Raw genomic sequence first — 17,838 nt, 5'->3', positions numbered from 1 at the left:
CATGGAGACCCCACCCGAAGTTCCCGTCCGAAACGTAGCCCTGGTGACGGGCGCGGGCCGCCTTGCCTCCATCGGCGCCGGTGTTGCCCGGCAGCTGGCGGCGGAAGGCTGGGACCTGGTCCTGGCCTACTGGCCGGACTACGACGCCCGCATGCCGTGGGGAACGGAACCGGACGGCGTCGTCCGCCTGACCGCCGAGCTGGAAGCCATCGGAGCCCAGGCCCACGCCCTGCCGGCGGACCTGGAGGACCCTGCCGCGGCGGAGAGACTGGTGGCTGACGCCGTTCAGCTCGCCGGCCCGCTGCACGGCATGGTGCTGAGCCACGCCGAGTCCGTCGATTCGGGGATCCTGGATACCAGCCTTGAATCGTTCGAGCGGCACTTCGCCGTGAACACCCGGGCCAGCTGGCAGCTGATTGCCGCCTTCGCGCGGCAGGCAACGGACGACGGGGGCGCGATCGTTGCGCTGACCAGTGACCACACAGCGTTCAACCTGCCGTACGGCGCCTCGAAGGGTGCGCTGGACCGGATCGTGATTGCAGCGGCCCGGGAGCTTGGGCCGCTGGGCATCTCGGCGAACGTGCTGAACCCGGGGCCGGTGGACACTGGCTGGATGGACGACGCGGTCCGGGAAGCTTTGACCGACCGCCAGCCGGGAGGCCGCCTGGGGACACCGGCCGACGCCGCCGCCACCGTGGCGTTCCTGCTCTCACCCGCCGGCCGCTGGGTCTCCGGCCAGCTCATCAAATCCGACGGCGGCTTCTCGGCATGACGCACCTTTGCGCGCCTGGCCCAACTGGGTAGCGCTAAGTGTCGTTTTGACCCCTCAAAACGACACTTAGCGCTACCTACTTGGGGGAGTGGGCGGGGGTTTCGCCTGCGACGCTGGTCCCGGTGAAGTAGCCCCGGGTTGATGGCAGGAAACGGCAGACCACGGCCAGGAGCACACCCAGGGCCAGCAGCAGCACCCCGCTCACAAACGCGCCGCCGACGCCGAAGATCTGGGTGTTGCCGTAGGCCGGGTCCCACATCTGGACGGCCGAGATGAAGAAGGCGGCCGTCAGCAGGAGCGCGCCCACAAGCGGAAGGATGCCCCGGAACCACAGGTTCCGCGCGGACTGTCCCAGAGTGCTGCGGAAATACCAGAAGCACGCGAAACCGGTCAGCGCGTAGTAGAACGCGATGAACAGGCTGATGGCGCTGATGGAATCGGACAGCAGGTTTTCACTCAGGAAGCTCATGGCCACGTAGTACGCGATGGCCGCAGCCCCCATGACTTGCGTGGAGAAGCCCGGCGTCTGGTTCTTCGGGTGGACCTCGCCGAACTTCGCGGGCAGTGCGCCGTGGACACCCATGGAGAGGGTGCCGCGGGCCGTGGGCAGGATGGTGGTCTGGGTGGAGGACAGCACCGAGGCCAGGACCGCGACGACGATCAGCCAGCCCCACGGGCCCAGCACCACGTCCCGCATGGCAAGGAAGACGTCGTCCTGGTTGGCCTCGTTGCCCAGGCCGATGCCTTCCGTTCCCACGGTTGCGTACATCATCACCAGCAGTGCGACGGAGACGTAGATGGCCACCAGGATGAACGCGGAGATCACGGCACCGCGGCCAGGGGTGGTGGAGGGGTTCTCGGTTTCCTCATTCACTGCAAGGCAGGTGTCCCAGCCCCAATAGATGAACAGGGCGAGGAGCACGCCGTGGACCACTGCTCCGGGGTCCGCGAAGGCACCTGCCGGGTTGAACCACTCGAAATCGAAGGGCTGGATGGTGGTGTCGCCGCCCGCCGAGCCCCGGACAATCCCGACGACGATGGCCACGGCAAAAATGCCCAGCGCAATGTACTGCACATACGTCAGGACCCGCTGGACATGCTCGCCGAGCCGGATGCCGCGGTAATTAACCAGTGTCATGACAGCGATGAACAACACGCCCGTGGCAGTGACCAGCACCTTGTTTTCCGCGAGCGAGCCGTCACCCACCAGGAGCCACAGGTACTGTCCGGCCACCTGGGCCAGGTTTGCCAGGACAACAATGCCCGCGAGCGCCACGCCCCAGCCACCCAGCCAGCCCGCCCAGGGGCCGAAGGTACGGCGCGACCAGGTGAAGGTGGTTCCGCAGTCCGGGATGGCACTGTTCAGTTCGCGGAACGCGTAGGCGATGAACAGGACGGGGACAAAGCCCAGCAGCAGGATCAGGGGAGTGTAGTTCCCGTTCACGGCCACGATGAGGCCAAGTGTTGCCGCCAGTGAGTACACCGGTGCGGTGGAGGCAAGGCCGATCATCACGGAGTCGCCGAGATCCAGGATGCCGGCCCGAAGCCCCTTGGCCGGGACTGTGGTGCCGGGCGCGCCGCCCGGGCCTCCCGCCGTCGTAATGCCTGTGCTCATGCTGTCACCGGGTTCATAGTGCGATACCTGCTTTGCTGGAGGCGGCCACGGCCGAAAGCGGCGCCGGCGCGTCGATGGTGTTCGGTACGAAGCGGCAGTAATAATCCGTGACGGGCCCGTCCGATTCCCGGATGCCGCAGCCCACGGATTCCCCGTCCACCACCCACAGGCCCAGCACGGGATGGTTGCCGTCGAAGGCGGGCAACTCCTGGTACTGCTGGTAGCACCAACCTTCACGGCCGTAGCCGCCGGGCTGCTCAAGGCTGATGCCCTGCGCGTGGATCTTGATGTTGTCGCCTTCGCGGCCGTGCAGGGGCTTGGCCACCCATTCCTTCAGCGGCCCCGGCTCGTTGAGGTACGCGGGCAGCAGGTTGGGGTGCTCGGGGTAGAGGTGCCACAGCGCGGCCAGCAGGGCCTTGTTGGAGAGCAGCATCTTCCAGGCCGGCTCGATCCAGCGGGGGTTGTGGGCGCGTTCCAGCAGCCGGTGCCCGAACGGCTCCTTCATCATCAGCTCCCACGGGTAGAGCTTGAAGATGGTGCTGATCATGAAGTTGTCCAGGTCCACGAAGCGGTTGAGGTTGGGATCCCAGCCGATATCGGACATGTTGATGCCAATGGTGGTCCAGCCCGCCTGGCCGGCCACGTCCCGCATGTAGGCCGCGGTCATCCAGTCCTCGCCGGACTCCTCAACCTCCGAGTGGGCAACGTGCAGGGTGCTCATCCCGGTGCGGTACTGCACCTTCTTCCACTGCCGGATCAGGGCTTCGTGGATGCCGTTCCACTGGTCCTTTTCCGGAAAGACGTCCTGCAGCCAGAACCACTGCGCCACCGCCGCCTCGATCAGGCCCGTGGGGGTGTCCGCGTTGTACTCGAGCATCCTGGCCGGGCCGCCCTGCCCGTCATAGATGAAGTCGAACCGGCCGTAGACATCCACGTCCCCGGCCTGGAGGGATTCCGCGGCGAGCTCCAGCGCCTGCGGTCCGATGCCGATGTTGCCCATGGCACCGGTGGCCAGGAACTTCGCCGCTTCCAGGCACATCTTGTGCATGTTCTCGGCCGTCACCTCGAGGGTTTCCACCTCCTCCATGGTGAATTCGTAGTACGCGGCCTCGTTCCAGTACTCCATCCGGCGGCCGTCCTCCATGGTGGTGGTGGAGAACACCAAGCCCTGCTCTTCGATCTTCTGCTTCCAGCCGGGCCGGGGCTCGGACATCAACCGCTTCACACTCAGCCCCCCGAGACTTTGCTGCCGCCACTGCTGGTGCCGCTCTTCGCGCTGGTGCCGAACCCGCCCCGGCTGACCGTTCCGCCCTGGGAGCTGTACCCCGTGGACGCCTTCGCGCCGCTGGGCACGGTCCTCGAGTAGTTGGGGGCCGTGGAGCGGTTCTGGCCGATAGCGGGGACGTACGCGCCGCGGGAGAAGAAGTACCAGGCATAGAGGCCGCCGCCCCTTCCGGCGGAGCTGTTGCAGTTGGTGTCCTCCACGCGCTCGCCCGTTTCGTCGTTAAAACACACCTGCGCGTACTCGGGATCATCCTGGTTGCTGGCCACCACGGCGGTGATGGTGCCGGCGAGCAGCGCCGTCACGCCCAAACCCACGACAACGGTGCGCCGCTGGGAGCGCTTCTTCCGGGACGCCTCCTCGTCGAGCTGCCGTTCGCGGTCCCGGGCGAACGGGTCCACCGGGGTAACCGGCTGATCCAGGAGCTCGGGGCGGAGTTCCGGCTTGGGTACCTGCCAGGGAGGAGGCTTGGCGCCGCCGTGCCCGTCTCCGGCCGGCTGGACGCCCTCGCCGGCCGGCTGGTGGCCCTCGCCCGCAGGCGGCTCGCTGCCGGGCCGCCCGTGGTCCGGGTCCTTGTTCGGGTCCATGGTGTCCCCCTGAGTTGTCCACGTGAATTGGGCACAGCGGCGCACCCCCAATTGCAATCCTCAAATCAGCGTAGTCCCTGCCGGTGCCCGCTGGCCCAAGCAGCTCGCATTAAACGCCGCGAAACCGCTGTTTGGCGACTTTAAATGAGTGCGAGTTGGGTGTAGGGGCCGTCAAGGGGAGCCATACACTGGAGCCATGGAAACCGCCTCCGTCCTTGCCGTGTGCCGCGTCCACCAGCTCCTGCCGGATACCTCGAACGTGGGCGTCACCGCCATCGACAAGCGCCCCGCCGACGGCCCGGTCAAAGTGCACCGGTTGGGCCTCCAGGGTGACATCCAGGCGAACCGCGTCCACCACGGGGGACCGGACCAGGCCCTGTACGCCTACTGCCGGCAGGATGCGGACTACTGGTCCCGTGAACTCGCCAGGGACCTGCCCCCGGGGATCTTTGGCGAAAACCTGCGGGTGGCCGGGATCGATGTCACTGGTGCCGTGATTGGCGAGCGCTGGCGGATCGGCCTGGACGTCGAAGTGGAAGTGACCTCGCCCCGTACCCCCTGCGCCACCTTCCAGCGCCGGATGGGGGAGCCCCACTTCGTCAAGAGGTTCACGGAGGAGGGCCGGGTGGGAGCCTATCTGCGCGTCATCAGGACCGGGAGCATCCAGGCGGGAGACCATATCCACCGGCTATATGTCCCGAAGCACGGCATCACTGTGGGCAAGTGGTTCAGCGAGCCGGACCTGGAGGCGATGGAAGCATTGCGCGACGCCGATGCCGACGGCGAGATCCGCCTGCAGCAGCCGGAGTTCAACCAGAAGTTCGAGGCGCTGGAACGGCAGCTGGGCCGGTAACCCCAGGCTAAAGCGGCTGGAAGGGGAGCGGTGTGCGCAAGCTCACCGCCGCCGTCGGGCCCTTAATTTCCGCTGGAGCGGCCGCGTGCCCTACACTGGAAACATCCCCCACTCCGGAAATCCCTTATTCCTGCCCAATTTTTGAGGCAGGACTGGCAAGTGTTGGGGCCCGCACAAGCGATGCGGGCATTTTCATAGGGAGAGCCGGCTAAAGAAAACGCTGTACAGACTGCTGGGATAGCAGCCAAGAGATGCAGCGGGAAGTCCTGCCACGGGATTGCGAAAGCGCCGGACTTCTGTGACCGCCAGTCAATGTTTGCCTGGCACCTTTAGTCACACGTACTGCGGCTCCGCTCACCTCGGGTAGTGCCGCCTGGCCCCCTATGGATGAGGAATATTCCCCTATGCCCGAAAATCACAACGACGCCGCCGCTCAAGCAGCAACCGCCAGCATCGAATTCACCGAGCCCGCTGCTCCTGCAGCTGAGGCCGCAACGGTTCCCGCCGAAGCTCCTGCTGAAGCACCGGCCGCTCCCGCCGCCGAGGCTGAGGAAGTTCCTGCCGCCGCCGCTCCCGCCGCCCAGGCTGAGGAAGACGAAGAAGAAGGCGTCAAGTTCGCCGACCTCGGCATTGACGAACGCGTCCTCGCCGCCCTCCAGGACGTCGGCTACGAGAAGCCGTCCCCCATCCAGGCAGCAACCATCCCGCTGCTGCTCGAAGGCCGCGACGTCGTGGGCCTCGCCCAGACCGGCACCGGTAAGACTGCAGCATTCGCAGTACCGGCACTCTCCCGCCTGGCCGAGCTCCACGACCTCAACGGCCCGTCCCGGAAGACCCAGGCACTGGTCCTGGCTCCCACCCGCGAGCTGGCCCTCCAGGTAGCCGAGGCCTTCACCTCGTACGCCAAGCACATCGATGACTTCACCGTCCTCCCCGTCTACGGCGGCTCCGCCTACGGCCCCCAGCTCGCCGGCCTGCGCCGCGGCGCCCAGGTTGTCGTCGGTACCCCCGGCCGCGTGATCGACCACATCTCCAAGGGTTCCCTGGACCTGTCCGAGCTCCAGTACCTGGTGCTGGACGAGGCCGACGAAATGCTGCGCATGGGCTTCGCCGAAGACGTGGAGCAGATCTTCCAGCAGACCCCGTCGGACCGCCAGGTTGCACTGTTCTCCGCCACCATGCCGAGCCAGATCCGCCGCATGTCCAAGCAGTACCTGAACAACCCGGCCGAGATCTCCGTCAAGTCCAAGACCACCACCGGCGCCAACACCCGCCAGCGGTACCTGCAGGTCATGGGCCCGCACAAGCTCGACGCCATGACCCGCATCCTCGAGGTGGAAGAGTTCGACGGCGTCATCGCCTTCGTGCGCACCAAGATGGCTACCGAGGACCTGGCTGACAAGCTGAAGTCCCGCGGTTTCCAGGCTGCCGCGATCAACGGTGACATCCCCCAGCAGCAGCGTGAGCGCACCGTTGACGCGCTGAAGGAAGGCCGCATCGACATCCTCGTGGCCACCGACGTCGCCGCCCGTGGCCTTGACGTGGAGCGCATCAGCCACGTCATCAACTACGACATCCCGCACGACACCGAGTCCTACGTGCACCGCATCGGCCGCACCGGCCGTGCGGGCCGTTCCGGTGACGCCATCCTGTTCATGACGCCGCGGGAGAAGTACCTGCTGCGTTCCATCGAGAAGGCAACGCGCCAGCCGGTGGAGCAGATGCACCTGCCCACCGCCGAGACCGTGAACACCCTGCGCCTGGGCAAGTTCGCCGAGCGCATCACGGAAACCCTCGCCTCCGAGGACGTGGCCCCGTTCCGCGACCTCATCGCCTCCTACGAGGAAGAGCACAATGTGCCTGCCTCGGAGATCGCTGCTGCGCTTGCCGTCATGGCCCAGGGCGGGCAGCCGCTGCTGGTGAAGGAACTGCCCGCAGCTCCCGAGTTCCAGAAGCGCGAGCGCTCCAAGGACGGCTTCGGCTCCCGCGGACCGACCCGCACGCTCACCGAGGGCAACGCCACCTACCGGATCGCCGTGGGACGCCGCCAGCGCGTCATGCCCGGTTCCATCGTGGGCGCCATTGCCAACGAGGGCGGCATCTCCTCGGCACAGATCGGCGGCATCGATATCCGCTCGGACCACTCCCTCGTGGAGCTCCCGGCGGACCTGAGCCCCGAGCAGCTGCGTGCCCTGTCCCGCACCCGGATCGGCGGCGAGCTGATCCACCTCGAGCTGGACAACGGCCGCAAGCCTGCCGGCGAGCGCGGCTCCTACCAAGGCAACCGCGGCGGTGACCGGGGAGGCAACTTCAAGGGCGCCGGCGGGTTCAAGAAAGACTTCCGCAAGAACGACGGCGAGCGTTCCTCCGCGGACCGCGGCGGCCGCTCCTACAGCGAGCGCTCCTTCAGCGCTGACAGCGGTGCCAGCCGCGGCCAGGCCAGTGACTCCCGCTTCGGCGGCCACGGTGACGGCTCCCGCAAGCCCCGCCACGGCAACGAGGGCGGCCAGCGAGACTTCAACCGCAAGGGCAAGTGGTAACCGTCAGCTAGCCTGACGCAGTTCCCCCCAGTGGGCCGGCTTTCGAGCCGGCCCACTGGCGTTTAAGCGCACGACGGCGGGACCGGCGTGTTCGCTTCGTCACACCAGTTTCACTGCGGGTTCTGCCAGCCCTTCATTGGCGCACCGAAGGCTCATTGAGGCCCGGTTTTATGCGCTTTTAAGGGGCCAGGGCTGCGTCGGAGCGCCGATTTGTTGGTGGGAAAATCTTCCGGTAGAGTATTTACTCGTTGCCCCCCTAGCTCAGTGGTAGAGCGCGTTCTTGGTAAGAACGAGGTCACCGGATCGATTCCGGTGGGGGGCTCTGGATGAGGGCCTGTGTCAAGGCGGTTTTGACCGGCTTGGCGCAGGTTTTTCTCATTCGTGGCGGTGTAGCTCAGTTGGTTAGAGCGCACGACTCATAATCGTGAGGTCGGGAGATCGAGCCTCCCCACCGCTACAGGCTAGGCCCCCGGAATCCCCAAGATTCCGGGGGCTTTTCTGTGCCCTTTTTGCGCGGCACCCACGGAAGGTCCTGAGGTACTTCCTGGCCTGCCGGAACGACTGGTTCCGGCGGACTGCCTGACCCCGCCGGGGAACTGCGCGTGGACGCGGCGGCTTCCAACTCCCTGCCTTCGCGGCCACAATGGGGACCATGGGCCGGCTTATTTACACCTGCATCACCTCCCTGGACGGGTATGTGGCTGACAGCCACGGCAATTTCGACTGGAGCGCCCCCGACGAGGAAGTCCACGCCTTCGTCAACGACCTGGAGCGCGACGCCGGTACGCACCTTTACGGACGGCGCATGTACGAGGTGATGTCGGTCTGGGAAACGATGGGCGGCCCGGGGGACCCGCCGGTCATTCAGGACTATGCCCGGATCTGGCAGGAGGCAGACAAGGTTGTCTACTCTTCATCGCTGGCTGAAACCACCACCGCCCGCACCCGCGTGGAGCGGACCTTCGATCCGGAAGCCGTCCGCAAAATGAAGGCCGGTACGGACAGGAGCATCAGCATCGGCGGAGCCACGCTGGCCGCCGCCGCGCTCCGGGCGGGACTGGTGGACGAGTGCCAGCTCCTCATCAGTCCGGTGGCCGTGGGAGGGGGCCTGCGTTTCCTGCCCGGCGGCTTGGAATCCAGGCTTGAGCTCCTCGACCTGCGCCGTTTCGGCAACGGCGTGGCGTACCTGCGCTACCGCATCCTGCGGTGAAGGGCAGAATGGGTCCATGACGCGAATCGCAATCATCGGCGGCCACGGCAAAGTGGCCCTCCACCTGTCCGCCCTGCTCACGGAAGAAGGCCACAGCGTTACGTCGTTCATCCGGAACCCGGACCACGCCGGCGATGTTGCCGGAACCGGCGCAACGCCGTCGGTCCTGGACGTTGAGAATGCGACGACGGCGGCACTCGCCGAAGCGCTGAAGGGCCATGACGCGGTGGTCTGGTCCGCCGGTGCGGGCGGCGGGAACCCGTCACGCACCTATGCGGTGGACCGCGACGCGGCCATCCGTTCGATGGATGCTGCCTCCGACGCCAAGGTGGGCCGCTACGTGATGGTTTCCTACCTGGGCGCGGCCAAGGACCATGGCGTGCCGGCGGACCACTCCTTCTTTGCGTACGCCGAGGCGAAGGCCGCCGCCGACGAGTACCTGCGCGGCACGGGCCTCGCCTGGACCATCCTGGGCCCGGGGACGTTGACGGACAAGCCGGGAACCGGGCTGATCGACGTTGGTCCCGCCCCCGGGGGCACCCGGGAAACCTCCCGGAGCAATACCGCAAGCGTCGCGGTCGCCGTGCTGGACCTGCCGGAAACCGCGGGCAGGACCATCGAATTCTGTGACGGAACGCTGCCCATCGCCGCTGCCCTGCAGCCCTAGCGCGGACTAAGCGCGGGGGATCAGCTGCAAGTCGAGGGAATGCTTCTCCACGTAGTCCAGCGCGCCCCGGACGGCCCCAACGGTCACGATCGAGTCGCCCAGCGGCGAGACCGCAATCCGCGGGGGAGTGGCGGTGAAATCCTTCAGCCGCCGTTTGATCGGTTCGAGCAGGACGCCTGCGGAGTTGGCCACTGCACCGCCGATCACCACAAGCTCCGGGTTGAACACCGTTGCAACCGCGCCAATGACCCGGGCCAGCCGGTCCGCCAGGCGTTCAAGAATGAGCAGGGCCACGGCGTCGCCCTCCGCAGCGGCCGCGAAGACGTGCTCAGCCTCCGCGCCGCCTTGGGCTGCATAATCCCGGAGGGATGTCCGGGTTTTGCCGGCCAGCGCCTCGGCCGCCCACGTCCTGGCGAGGCTGGCAATGCCGAAGGTGTCCCCCACGCCCTCAACCTGGTCCAGGAAGGCGAGTTCACCGGCGCCGCCGCGGCTCCCGTGCAGCAGCCGCCCGCCGTCGATCACCCCTGAACCGAAACGCTCACTGGCAAGGATCACCACGACGTCGTCCACTCCCGCCGCCGCACCCCGCCAGCGGTCGCCGAGCGCGGCAAGGTTGGCGTCATTTTCCAGCAGGACCGTCCAGCCGTGCCGGTCCCGCATGGCTGCCTTCAGGCCGACGTCGAACAATCCCCAGAAGTGCTGGGCCACCAGCACGTCACCGTTGCGGTCCACCGGGGCGGCGATGCCGGCACAGGCGGCGAGGACCGACGCCGGGGCGGCGCCCACGCTGCGAAGGGCCGTCATCGCGGCGCGGTCGATGACGGAGATGCGTTCCCCAGCCGAAATTTCGGCTTCCGCGAAGGGCAGGGTGGACCGCCCAAGCACCTGCCCGCGAAGGTCCGACACCACCACGGTGGCCTTGGAAACCCCCACATCCATGCCCAGCACGCAGCCGGCACGCTCGTTGAGTTCGAACCGGCGGGCGGGCCTGCCCTTCCGGTACCCGCCGGATGCACGCTGGTTCTCCAGTTCGCGGAGCCAGCCCCGCTCCTGGAGGTCCTCGCAGACGGAGATGGCCGTGGCGCGGGTGAGGCCGGTGGCTTCCATGACTTGGGTGACGGTGACAACACCGGAGGAACGCATGAAGTCCAGCACAGCCCCGGCGCTTACTCGGCGGAGCAGCTGGGGTGTGGCGGCGGTGGTTTCAGCCATGCTGTTGACCTTTCCGGGCAGGGCGCCAGATAATGATCGGGCAGCTAAATTTAGAACCAAAATAAATATAGTCGACAAGCAGCAAAGGATCACCCCTTGTCCACCACCGCCACTCTGGCAACCCTTTCCGATTCCCACCGCCTGGCCGATCCCAACTGGTGGCGCCAAGCCGCTGTGTACCAGATCTATCCGCGCAGCTTCGCGGACTCCAACGGCGACGGCATCGGCGATCTCAAGGGCATCACCGCCAAGGTCCCTTACCTGAAATCGCTCGGGATTGATGCCGTCTGGCTGAGCCCGTTCTACCCCTCGGCGCTTGCCGACGGCGGTTACGACGTGGACGACTACCGCGACGTTGACCCGAAGCTGGGCACGCTGGCCGATTTTGACGAGATGGCCAAGGCGCTGCACCAGGCCGGCATCAAACTCATCGCCGACATCGTCCCCAACCACTCCTCCAACCGGCACCAGTGGTTCAAGGAAGCGCTCGCTTCCCCGAAGGGATCACCCGCACGGGACCGGTACATCTTCCGTGACGGCAAAGGCCCCAACGGCGAGTTCCCGCCATCGGACTGGGACTCCGTCTTCGGCGGCCCTGCCTGGGAGCGCATCACCGAGCCGGACGGCACCCCCGGCCAGTGGTACATGCACATCTTCGCCAAGGAGCAGCCGGACCTGAACTGGTCCAACCGGGAAATCCGCGAGGACTTCCTGAAGACCCTGCGCTTCTGGTCCGACCGCGGCGTGGACGGCTTCCGGGTGGACGTGGCGCATGCGCTGACCAAGGACCTCACCGAACCGCTGCTGTCCAAGCTGGAACTGAGCGCGGCCAACACCGGCGTGGACGGTTTCGACGACGGCACGCACCCCTTCTGGGACCGCGACGAAGTGCATGAGATCTACGCCGAATGGCGCGAGGTGTTCAACGAGTACAACCCGCCGCGCACCGCCGTCGCCGAGGCATGGGTCCATGCCACGCGCCGTGCCCGCTATGCCAGCCCCGAGGGACTCGGCCAGGCCTTCAACTTCGACCTCCTGCAGGCCGACTTCGACGCGGCGGAGTTCCGCGAGATCATCACGCGCAACCTGGCCGAGGCGGCTGCCACGGGAGCCTCCTCCACCTGGGTCTTCTCAAACCACGACGTTGTCCGCCACGCCACCCGGTACGGCCTGCCGCAGGTCTCCAAGGGCAAGGAGCGCACCAAGGGCCAGGACGGCAAGGACTGGCTGCTGGCCGGCGGCCCCGAGGAGGAGCTGGACGTGGAGCTCGGTGAACGCCGTGCCCGCGCCGCCACGCTGCTGATGCTCGCCGTCCCCGGCTCTGCCTACCTGTACCAGGGTGAGGAGCTGGGACTCCAGGAAGTGGCGGAGATCCCGGAATCAGAGCGCCAGGATCCCTCGTTCTTCCGCAACAAGGGCGTCGAAATCGGCCGTGACGGCTGCCGGGTGCCCCTGCCCTGGAAGGTCGAGGGAACCTCCTTCGGCTTCGGTGACGGCGGCGCGCACCTGCCGCAGCCTGACTGGTTCAGCAAGTACGCTGTCGAGGCGCAGGACGGGACCGAGGGTTCCACGCTGGAGCTCTACCGCAAGGCCCTGAAGCTCCGCCGCGAGCTGCAGACGGACGAAGTGCTGGAATGGGTGGATACCGGCAACCCGGAGGTCCTCCACTTCCGCCGCCCCAACGGCTGGCAGTCCGTGACCAACTTCGGGGACACCGCCGTCGACCTCCCGGCAGGCGCCGTCCTGGTCAGCAGCGATGTCCTGGAGGACGGCAAGCTGCCCGCTAACACCACCGCGTGGCTGCGCTGATGCCGGTACCGGCCCCTGAAGGGCGGGATGCCTGATGCAGGAACTGATTTATGGCTGCATGGGCCTGGGCGGCAGCTGGTCCGACGAGCCGCATGCCACCGAGCATGTGGACGAGGCCGCTGCCGCCATCGAAGCCGCCCTGGGTGCGGGAATCACCCTGTTTGACCACGCGGACATCTACCGCAGGGGCAAATCCGAGGCAGTCTTCGGCGAGGTGCTGGCGTCCACTCCCGGGCTGCGTGACCGCATCCGGCTGCAGACCAAGTGCGGCATCCGGCTCAGCGAACCCGGGCAGCCCGGGCACTACGACCTCAGCCGCGGAGCCATCCTGGAACGCGTCAACGAAAGCCTGAAGCGGCTGCGGACGGACTACGTGGACATCCTCCTGCTGCACCGCCCGGATCCCCTGGCGGACCCGGCGGAGGTGGCGGCCGCCGTCGGGCAGCTGATGGCCGAAGGCAAGGTCCGGCAGCTGGGTGTTTCCAACATGTCCGGCGCGCAGATCGAGGCCCTGCAGGACCGGCTGGAAACGCCCGTGGTGGCGAACCAGCTGGAAATGAGCCTGCTCAAGCGGGCATGGCTGGAAAGCCAGGTGCTGGTCAACCACGCCGAGCACCTGGACTACAGTTTCCCGCACGGCACCCTGGAGTACTGCGTCCGGAACTCCATCACGCTCCAGGCCTACGGCTCGCTCGCCAAGGGCCTGTACACGGGGGCGGAACCGGAGAGCCCGGCGTCGGCGGAGGCAGCCACCGTCGAGCTCGTGGCGCAGCTGGCGGGGGAGTACGGCAGTTCCGGGGAATCGGTCCTGCTGGGATGGCTGATGAAGCACCCGGCCGGCATCGCGCCGGTGATAGGGACCGTCAACCCGGGCCGGATCCGGGCCTGTGCCGATGCCGCGCGCGTGGCCCAGGCGATGACCCGCGCGGACTGGTACCGGCTGTGGGTCACTGCGCGCGGCAGCAACATCCCCTGACCCACCCCAACTGAGTGGCAGCAGGTGTCGTTTGGCGCCCCGGATCGACACCTGCTGCCACCTGCTTTCGCTGGCCGGCCGTCATATCCCGTTTAGTTCGTATTGAACCTCCCGTGCTGGCCGTTTTTGTGCCCCGCGCCCCTGCCCGGGCGGATACGGTAGATACATGACGTCTACCATCGCCACCGAGACCGTAAGGCCGGAACGCAATATCCCAGCAGAGATCGCCCGCTCATGGCTCCTTGTGAATGCCATGAAGACGGAGCTTTTCGACCAGTCGGCAGTGTCCCGCGCCGATTCGATCATCCTGGATATTGAAGATGCGGTGGACCCCTCCCAGAAGGACCATGCCCGGAACAACGTCATTGACTGGCTGACTGCCGGTGGCAAGGCCTGGGTCCGCATCAATGACGCCACCAGCCCGTTCTGGGCAGCGGACCTGGCCGGCCTCCGCGGCACGCCGGGCCTGCTCGGCATCATGCTGGCGAAGACCGAATCCGCGGACCAGGTGACTGAGAGCTTCCACCGCATGGACGGCAATACGCCCGTGATCCCGCTGGTGGAATCCGCCGTCGGCATCGAGGAAGCCAACAACATCGCCAAGGCGCAGGGGGCCTTCCGGCTGGCCTTCGGCTCCGGCGACTTCCGCCGCGATACCGGCATGGCCGCCACCCCGGAAGCCATGGCCTACCCGCGCGCCAAGCTGGTGGTCGCCAGCCGCGTCGGGAACCTGCCCGGGCCCATCGACGGCCCCACGGTGGGCACCAACCACCCCATCCTGCGCGAACAGACCGGCATCACCGTGATGATGGGCATGACCGGCAAGCTCTGCCTTGCCATCGACCAGACCCCCGTCATCAACGAGGTCATCAGCCCCACGCCGTCGGACGTCGCCTGGGCCACCGACTTCATGGCCGACTTCGAAGCCAACGGCCGCGTGATCCGTGACGGGTCCGACCTGCCCCGCCTGGGCCGCGCCGAGAAGATCATGAAGCTCGCGGTAGCCTTTGGGGTGCAGCCCGCGCTGTAGAACCCATGCTTTTCACCCCAGGAGACCCCGTGACCGGTACGCGCTATCTGGTCCACGGGGTCTTTTGGCCTGCGGCGGACGATTCCGCCAACGGCGCGCCTCCTGTCTTGCGGCTGCAGGCTCCGGACGGCACCTTCCAGGAAACAGCGCTCGACGACGGCACCCGCCTGGGCATCCGGCTCGCCGCCGAAGGGAAGTCCTGCCTCGGCCACCACCGGGTCCACGGCCCGGCCCGCCGGGACCACATCCTCTGTGCCGAACGCCTGCCCTCCGCCCGTGGACATCAGTGCGAACGGTGCTTTGTGGCGGACGACTTCCGGCTCATGCACGACTTCCACCGGGACGGCCGCGTCCCGCCGGGCCTCCGCAGCTACCTGATGCAGCCGCACTGGCTGTATATCGCCACCTTCGCCGACGGGGCCAGCAAGGTGGGAACGGCCTCCAATCTGAGGAAATGGCAGCGGCTCGCGGAACAGGGTGCGGTGGTAGCGAGCTACGTGGCGCGCGCCGCGGACGGGCGGATAGTGCGGATCCTTGAGGACCTTGTAACGCGCGACTGCGGGCTGCCGCAACAGGTGCGGTCAGCCGCCAAGGCAAGTGCCCTGGCCGGCCCCGCACCGGCAGGCCGGCTCACGGCGCACAATCTGACGCTGGCGGCCACCGCGCGCCAGGTCATTTCCGGCTCGGGCCTGGAAGGTTTCGAGGTGGTGGACGAGGCCTGGCGCAGGCCCGGACTGGCCTGGCGGCTGTGTTCGGCAAGCCCCAGGCACGCCTACCCCCACAGCCTGGCGTCCGGGCCGCACGGCTTCACCATCCAGTCCGTCAGCGGCAGTTTCGTGCTGGCCGCCCTCGGTGGAACGGACCTCGAATTCGTCGTGGACCTCGGCCGGCTCAAGGGCAGAACCATCGAACTGGGAGACTATTCCTCGGAGGTCCCGGCCGTGCAGGAAGCCCTGTTCTGAGGTTGCCCGGTAGACTTTCAGGGTGCTGAACGAATTCTGGGCCACCGCGCCAACCCGCTACAAAGTCCTGGTCTTCAGTGCGATGGGAATGATCGCCGTCGGCATCATCCTGAACCTGGTGGGCAACACCAGCGGCAACTCCGTCCTCGCCACCGCATCCCTCCCGCTGATCGGGCTGGGCCTCGTCCTTCATGTCGCCGGGATCGTGGTCCGCGGCCAGGCCATCCGGAAGAACCTCCGCCGGTAACCTTTCGGGCGCCCCGAAGCCTGGCGATAGGCTGGAGCCCATGACTATCAATCCGGACCTGCAGGGCCGAAGCTACCCTGCCGCAGAGGTGTACGACGTTGGCCGCGAGAAAATCCGCGAGTTTGCCCGCGCCGTGAAGGCCGCCCATCCTGCACATTTCGACGTCGACGCCGCCAAGGCCCTGGGGCACGCGGATCTTGTTGCCCCTCCGACGTTCGCCATCATCATCGCCCAGCGCGCCGACGCACAGCTCATCGAGGATCCGGAGGCCGGCATCGACTTCTCCCGCGTGGTCCATGCGGACCAGCGCTTCACCCACCACCGGCCCATCTTCGCCGGCGACCGCCTGGTAGCGGAGCTCCACGTCGACGGCGTCCGTGCCATGGGTGGCGGGGCAATGATCACCACGCGTTCGGAGGTCTTTTCCCTCGGTACGGACGATTCCCGCGAGCCCGTCACCACCACCACGTCGTCCATCCTGGTCCGCGGAGAGGGACAGTAACCATGAGCCTCAGCATCCACGACCTCAGCGCCGGCCAGGAGATCGGCAGCCGCACCATCGAGGTCACCCGCACCGACCTGGTCAAGTACGCCGGAGCATCCGGCGACTTCAACCCCATCCACTGGAACGAAGCCTTCGCCACCAGCGTGGAACTGCCCGGCGTCATCGCCCACGGCATGTTCACCATGGGTTCGGCCGTGCAGCTGGTCACTGACTGGGCAGGCGACCCGGCCGCCGTCGTCGACTTCCAGACCCGCTTCACCAAGCCCGTCCTGGTCTCGGACACCACGGGTACAGACGAACCCGGCGCCACCATCGAGGTCAGCGGCATCATCGGAAAGCTCGACGCCGAGGCGAACACCGCGCGTGTTGACCTCACCGTAGTTTCCGCGGGACAGAAGGTCCTGATGAAAGCCCAGGCCGTCGTCCGGCTCAGCTGAGCCGGGAAGCGTGTCCCACTTTCCCGATAGGGTTGTCTGGTGACTTCCACCCTGCTCTCCCAGCTCACAACGGCCGCCGTCGGGGGGCCCGCCGGCACCTACATCGAGGCCCGCACCGAGGCTGAGATCATCGAGGCCGTCCGGTCAGCCGACGCTGCCGGGGAGCCTCTGCTGATCATCAGCGGAGGCTCCAACCTGCTGGTTTCCGACGACGGGTTCCCCGGCACGGTAGTGAAGATCGCCTCGGAAGGCTTCGCGGTCAACGCGGAGGATTCCTGCGGCGGCGTGGCCGTGGTGGTGCAGGCCGGCCACAACTGGGACAAGCTGGTGGAATACGCTGTTCTTCACGCGTGGTCCGGGATTGAGGCCCTCGCGGGCATCCCGGGCTCCACGGGAGCCACCCCGGTGCAAAATGTCGGCGCCTACGGCTCCGACGTGTCCCAGACCATCGCCGCTGTCCGGACCTGGGACCGCCAGCGGAACGCCGTGAAGACCTTCACGAACTCTGAGCTCAAGTTCGGCTACCGGGACTCCATCCTCAAACAGGCCACCACGAATGGCTCGCCGCGCTACGTGGTGCTGACCGTGGAATTCCAGCTGCCCATCGGCCGGATGAGCGCTCCCATCCGGTATGCGGAGCTGGCCCGCTCACTGGGCGTGGAGCAGGGCAAGCGCGCCTACTCCACGGACGTGCGGCGGGAAGTGCTGCGGCTGCGGGCTTCAAAGGGAATGGTGCTGGACCCGGCGGACAGGGATACCTATTCCACGGGGTCGTTTTTCACCAACCCGATCGTCCCCGCCGAAATCGCGGCAGCCCTGCCGGAAAAGGCGCCCCGCTACCCGGCAGGCAATGACGGGATGGTGAAGTTGTCCGCGGCCTGGCTCATCGACCAGGCGGGCTTCAGCAAGGGCTTTGGACTGGAGCCGGGCAGTGTGAGCGGGGGCCGGGCGTCCCTGTCCACCAAGCACACGCTCGCCATTACCAACCGCGGCTCTGCCAGCGCCCAGGACGTGCTGGCGGTGGCGCGGGAGGTGCGCGCCGGCGTCGAGCAGCGCTTTGGCATCCGACTGCACCCGGAACCCCTGCTTATCGGCTTGACGCTTTAGTCCTGGCCGCTTAGTCCTGGCCGCTTA

17 protein-coding genes and 2 tRNA genes are annotated in these 17,838 nt (G+C 67.0%); 15 read left to right on the top strand and 4 right to left on the bottom strand.

Going from position 1 to position 17,838, the window contains the following annotated elements; genetic code table 11:
* Window position 1 precedes the first annotated feature (1 nt).
* Entirely contained in the window at window positions 2-772 is a 771-nt protein-coding gene (locus tag Q9R30_RS07120) for an SDR family oxidoreductase (protein ID WP_311217164.1), read from the top strand.
* A 76-nt stretch (window positions 773-848) separates the two neighbouring features.
* On the opposite strand, the gene Q9R30_RS07115 is transcribed toward Q9R30_RS07120, so the two are convergent.
* Genes Q9R30_RS07115 through Q9R30_RS07105 form a run of 3 tightly spaced genes read right to left on the bottom strand, consistent with a single transcriptional unit; the run spans window position 849 to window position 4,256 of the window.
* The gene (locus Q9R30_RS07115) at window positions 849-2,387 is read right to left on the bottom strand and encodes an APC family permease (RefSeq protein WP_311217163.1); all 1,539 of its coding nucleotides are present in this window, start codon (window positions 2,385-2,387) and stop codon (window positions 849-851) included.
* 13 nt (window positions 2,388-2,400) lie between these two features.
* The gene (locus Q9R30_RS07110; RefSeq protein ID WP_311217162.1) at window positions 2,401-3,612 is read right to left on the bottom strand and encodes a glutathionylspermidine synthase family protein; all 1,212 of its coding nucleotides are present in this window, start codon (window positions 3,610-3,612) and stop codon (window positions 2,401-2,403) included.
* Window positions 3,613-3,614: 2 nt separating this feature from the next.
* Entirely contained in the window at window positions 3,615-4,256 is a 642-nt protein-coding gene (locus tag Q9R30_RS07105; RefSeq protein WP_311217161.1) for a Tat pathway signal protein, read from the bottom strand.
* 196 nt (window positions 4,257-4,452) lie between these two features.
* On the opposite strand from Q9R30_RS07105, the gene Q9R30_RS07100 reads away from it, so the two are divergent.
* The 6 genes from Q9R30_RS07100 to Q9R30_RS07075 all read left to right on the top strand — a co-directional run bounded on the left by Q9R30_RS07100 (window position 4,453) and on the right by Q9R30_RS07075 (window position 9,526).
* Window positions 4,453-5,109 (top strand): MOSC domain-containing protein, encoded by a 657-nt coding sequence (locus tag Q9R30_RS07100; protein WP_311217160.1) that lies wholly within the window; start codon window positions 4,453-4,455, stop codon window positions 5,107-5,109.
* A 404-nt stretch (window positions 5,110-5,513) separates the two neighbouring features.
* A complete protein-coding gene (locus tag Q9R30_RS07095; RefSeq protein ID WP_311217159.1) occupies window positions 5,514-7,649 on the top strand; it encodes a DEAD/DEAH box helicase in 2,136 nt (711 codons plus the stop codon).
* 250 nt (window positions 7,650-7,899) lie between these two features.
* Window positions 7,900-7,971: transfer RNA gene (locus tag Q9R30_RS07090), tRNA-Thr, on the top strand.
* A 61-nt stretch (window positions 7,972-8,032) separates the two neighbouring features.
* Window positions 8,033-8,106: transfer RNA gene (locus tag Q9R30_RS07085), tRNA-Met, on the top strand.
* Window positions 8,107-8,301: 195 nt separating this feature from the next.
* Complete coding sequence (locus tag Q9R30_RS07080; protein WP_311217158.1) at window positions 8,302-8,859, top strand: dihydrofolate reductase family protein; 558 nt, start codon at window positions 8,302-8,304, stop codon at window positions 8,857-8,859.
* A gap of 16 nt (window positions 8,860-8,875) precedes the next feature.
* The gene (locus tag Q9R30_RS07075; RefSeq protein WP_311217157.1) at window positions 8,876-9,526 is read left to right on the top strand and encodes an NAD(P)H-binding protein; all 651 of its coding nucleotides are present in this window, start codon (window positions 8,876-8,878) and stop codon (window positions 9,524-9,526) included.
* Window positions 9,527-9,532: 6 nt separating this feature from the next.
* Here Q9R30_RS07075 and Q9R30_RS07070 read toward each other — a convergent pair whose 3' ends face one another.
* The gene (locus tag Q9R30_RS07070) at window positions 9,533-10,738 is read right to left on the bottom strand and encodes an ROK family protein (RefSeq protein WP_311217156.1); all 1,206 of its coding nucleotides are present in this window, start codon (window positions 10,736-10,738) and stop codon (window positions 9,533-9,535) included.
* Between the two features lie 96 nt (window positions 10,739-10,834).
* On the opposite strand from Q9R30_RS07070, the gene Q9R30_RS07065 reads away from it, so the two are divergent.
* From Q9R30_RS07065 to Q9R30_RS07030, 8 genes are all read left to right on the top strand, one after another.
* Window positions 10,835-12,547 carry a glycoside hydrolase family 13 protein gene (locus Q9R30_RS07065; protein ID WP_311217155.1) on the top strand — a complete coding sequence of 571 codons (1,713 nt, stop codon included), beginning with the start codon at window positions 10,835-10,837 and terminating at the stop codon, window positions 12,545-12,547.
* Between the two features lie 34 nt (window positions 12,548-12,581).
* Entirely contained in the window at window positions 12,582-13,523 is a 942-nt protein-coding gene (locus Q9R30_RS07060) for an aldo/keto reductase (protein ID WP_311217154.1), read from the top strand.
* 166 nt (window positions 13,524-13,689) lie between these two features.
* On the top strand, window positions 13,690-14,553 hold the full coding sequence (locus Q9R30_RS07055) for a CoA ester lyase (protein WP_104998675.1): 864 nt from the start codon (window positions 13,690-13,692) through the stop codon (window positions 14,551-14,553).
* Window positions 14,554-14,582: 29 nt separating this feature from the next.
* Window positions 14,583-15,515: a DUF2797 domain-containing protein gene (locus Q9R30_RS07050; RefSeq protein ID WP_234005400.1), complete on the top strand. Its 933-nt coding sequence runs from the start codon at window positions 14,583-14,585 to the stop codon at window positions 15,513-15,515.
* A gap of 22 nt (window positions 15,516-15,537) precedes the next feature.
* On the top strand, window positions 15,538-15,762 hold the full coding sequence (locus tag Q9R30_RS07045) for a DUF3188 domain-containing protein (RefSeq protein WP_311217153.1): 225 nt from the start codon (window positions 15,538-15,540) through the stop codon (window positions 15,760-15,762).
* A 40-nt stretch (window positions 15,763-15,802) separates the two neighbouring features.
* Window positions 15,803-16,264 (top strand): MaoC family dehydratase N-terminal domain-containing protein, encoded by a 462-nt coding sequence (locus tag Q9R30_RS07040; protein WP_104998672.1) that lies wholly within the window; start codon window positions 15,803-15,805, stop codon window positions 16,262-16,264.
* A 2-nt stretch (window positions 16,265-16,266) separates the two neighbouring features.
* A complete protein-coding gene (locus Q9R30_RS07035; protein ID WP_311217152.1) occupies window positions 16,267-16,704 on the top strand; it encodes a MaoC family dehydratase in 438 nt (145 codons plus the stop codon).
* Between the two features lie 39 nt (window positions 16,705-16,743).
* A complete protein-coding gene (locus tag Q9R30_RS07030) occupies window positions 16,744-17,811 on the top strand; it encodes a UDP-N-acetylmuramate dehydrogenase (RefSeq protein ID WP_104998670.1) in 1,068 nt (355 codons plus the stop codon).
* Window positions 17,812-17,838 lie beyond the last annotated feature (27 nt).

Origin of the sequence: Arthrobacter sp. AB6, from assembly GCF_031844545.1 — a bacterium.
Classification (GTDB): Bacteria; Actinomycetota; Actinomycetes; order Actinomycetales; family Micrococcaceae; genus Arthrobacter.
This window is presented reverse-complemented; position numbering and strand designations above follow the sequence as displayed.

Coding starts and splice junctions, on each gene's coding strand:
- Q9R30_RS07120 (WP_311217164.1), top strand. CDS start 2: ATGGAGACCCCACCCGAAGTTCCCGTCCGAAACGTAGCCCTGGTGACG.
- Q9R30_RS07115 (WP_311217163.1), bottom strand. CDS start 2,387: ATGAGCACAGGCATTACGACGGCGGGAGGCCCGGGCGGCGCGCCCGGC.
- Q9R30_RS07105 (WP_311217161.1), bottom strand. CDS start 4,256: ATGGACCCGAACAAGGACCCGGACCACGGGCGGCCCGGCAGCGAGCCG.
- Q9R30_RS07100 (WP_311217160.1), top strand. CDS start 4,453: ATGGAAACCGCCTCCGTCCTTGCCGTGTGCCGCGTCCACCAGCTCCTG.
- Q9R30_RS07095 (WP_311217159.1), top strand. CDS start 5,514: ATGCCCGAAAATCACAACGACGCCGCCGCTCAAGCAGCAACCGCCAGC.
- Q9R30_RS07080 (WP_311217158.1), top strand. CDS start 8,302: ATGGGCCGGCTTATTTACACCTGCATCACCTCCCTGGACGGGTATGTG.
- Q9R30_RS07075 (WP_311217157.1), top strand. CDS start 8,876: ATGACGCGAATCGCAATCATCGGCGGCCACGGCAAAGTGGCCCTCCAC.
- Q9R30_RS07070 (WP_311217156.1), bottom strand. CDS start 10,738: ATGGCTGAAACCACCGCCGCCACACCCCAGCTGCTCCGCCGAGTAAGC.
- Q9R30_RS07060 (WP_311217154.1), top strand. CDS start 12,582: ATGCAGGAACTGATTTATGGCTGCATGGGCCTGGGCGGCAGCTGGTCC.
- Q9R30_RS07055 (WP_104998675.1), top strand. CDS start 13,690: ATGACGTCTACCATCGCCACCGAGACCGTAAGGCCGGAACGCAATATC.
- Q9R30_RS07040 (WP_104998672.1), top strand. CDS start 15,803: ATGACTATCAATCCGGACCTGCAGGGCCGAAGCTACCCTGCCGCAGAG.
- Q9R30_RS07035 (WP_311217152.1), top strand. CDS start 16,267: ATGAGCCTCAGCATCCACGACCTCAGCGCCGGCCAGGAGATCGGCAGC.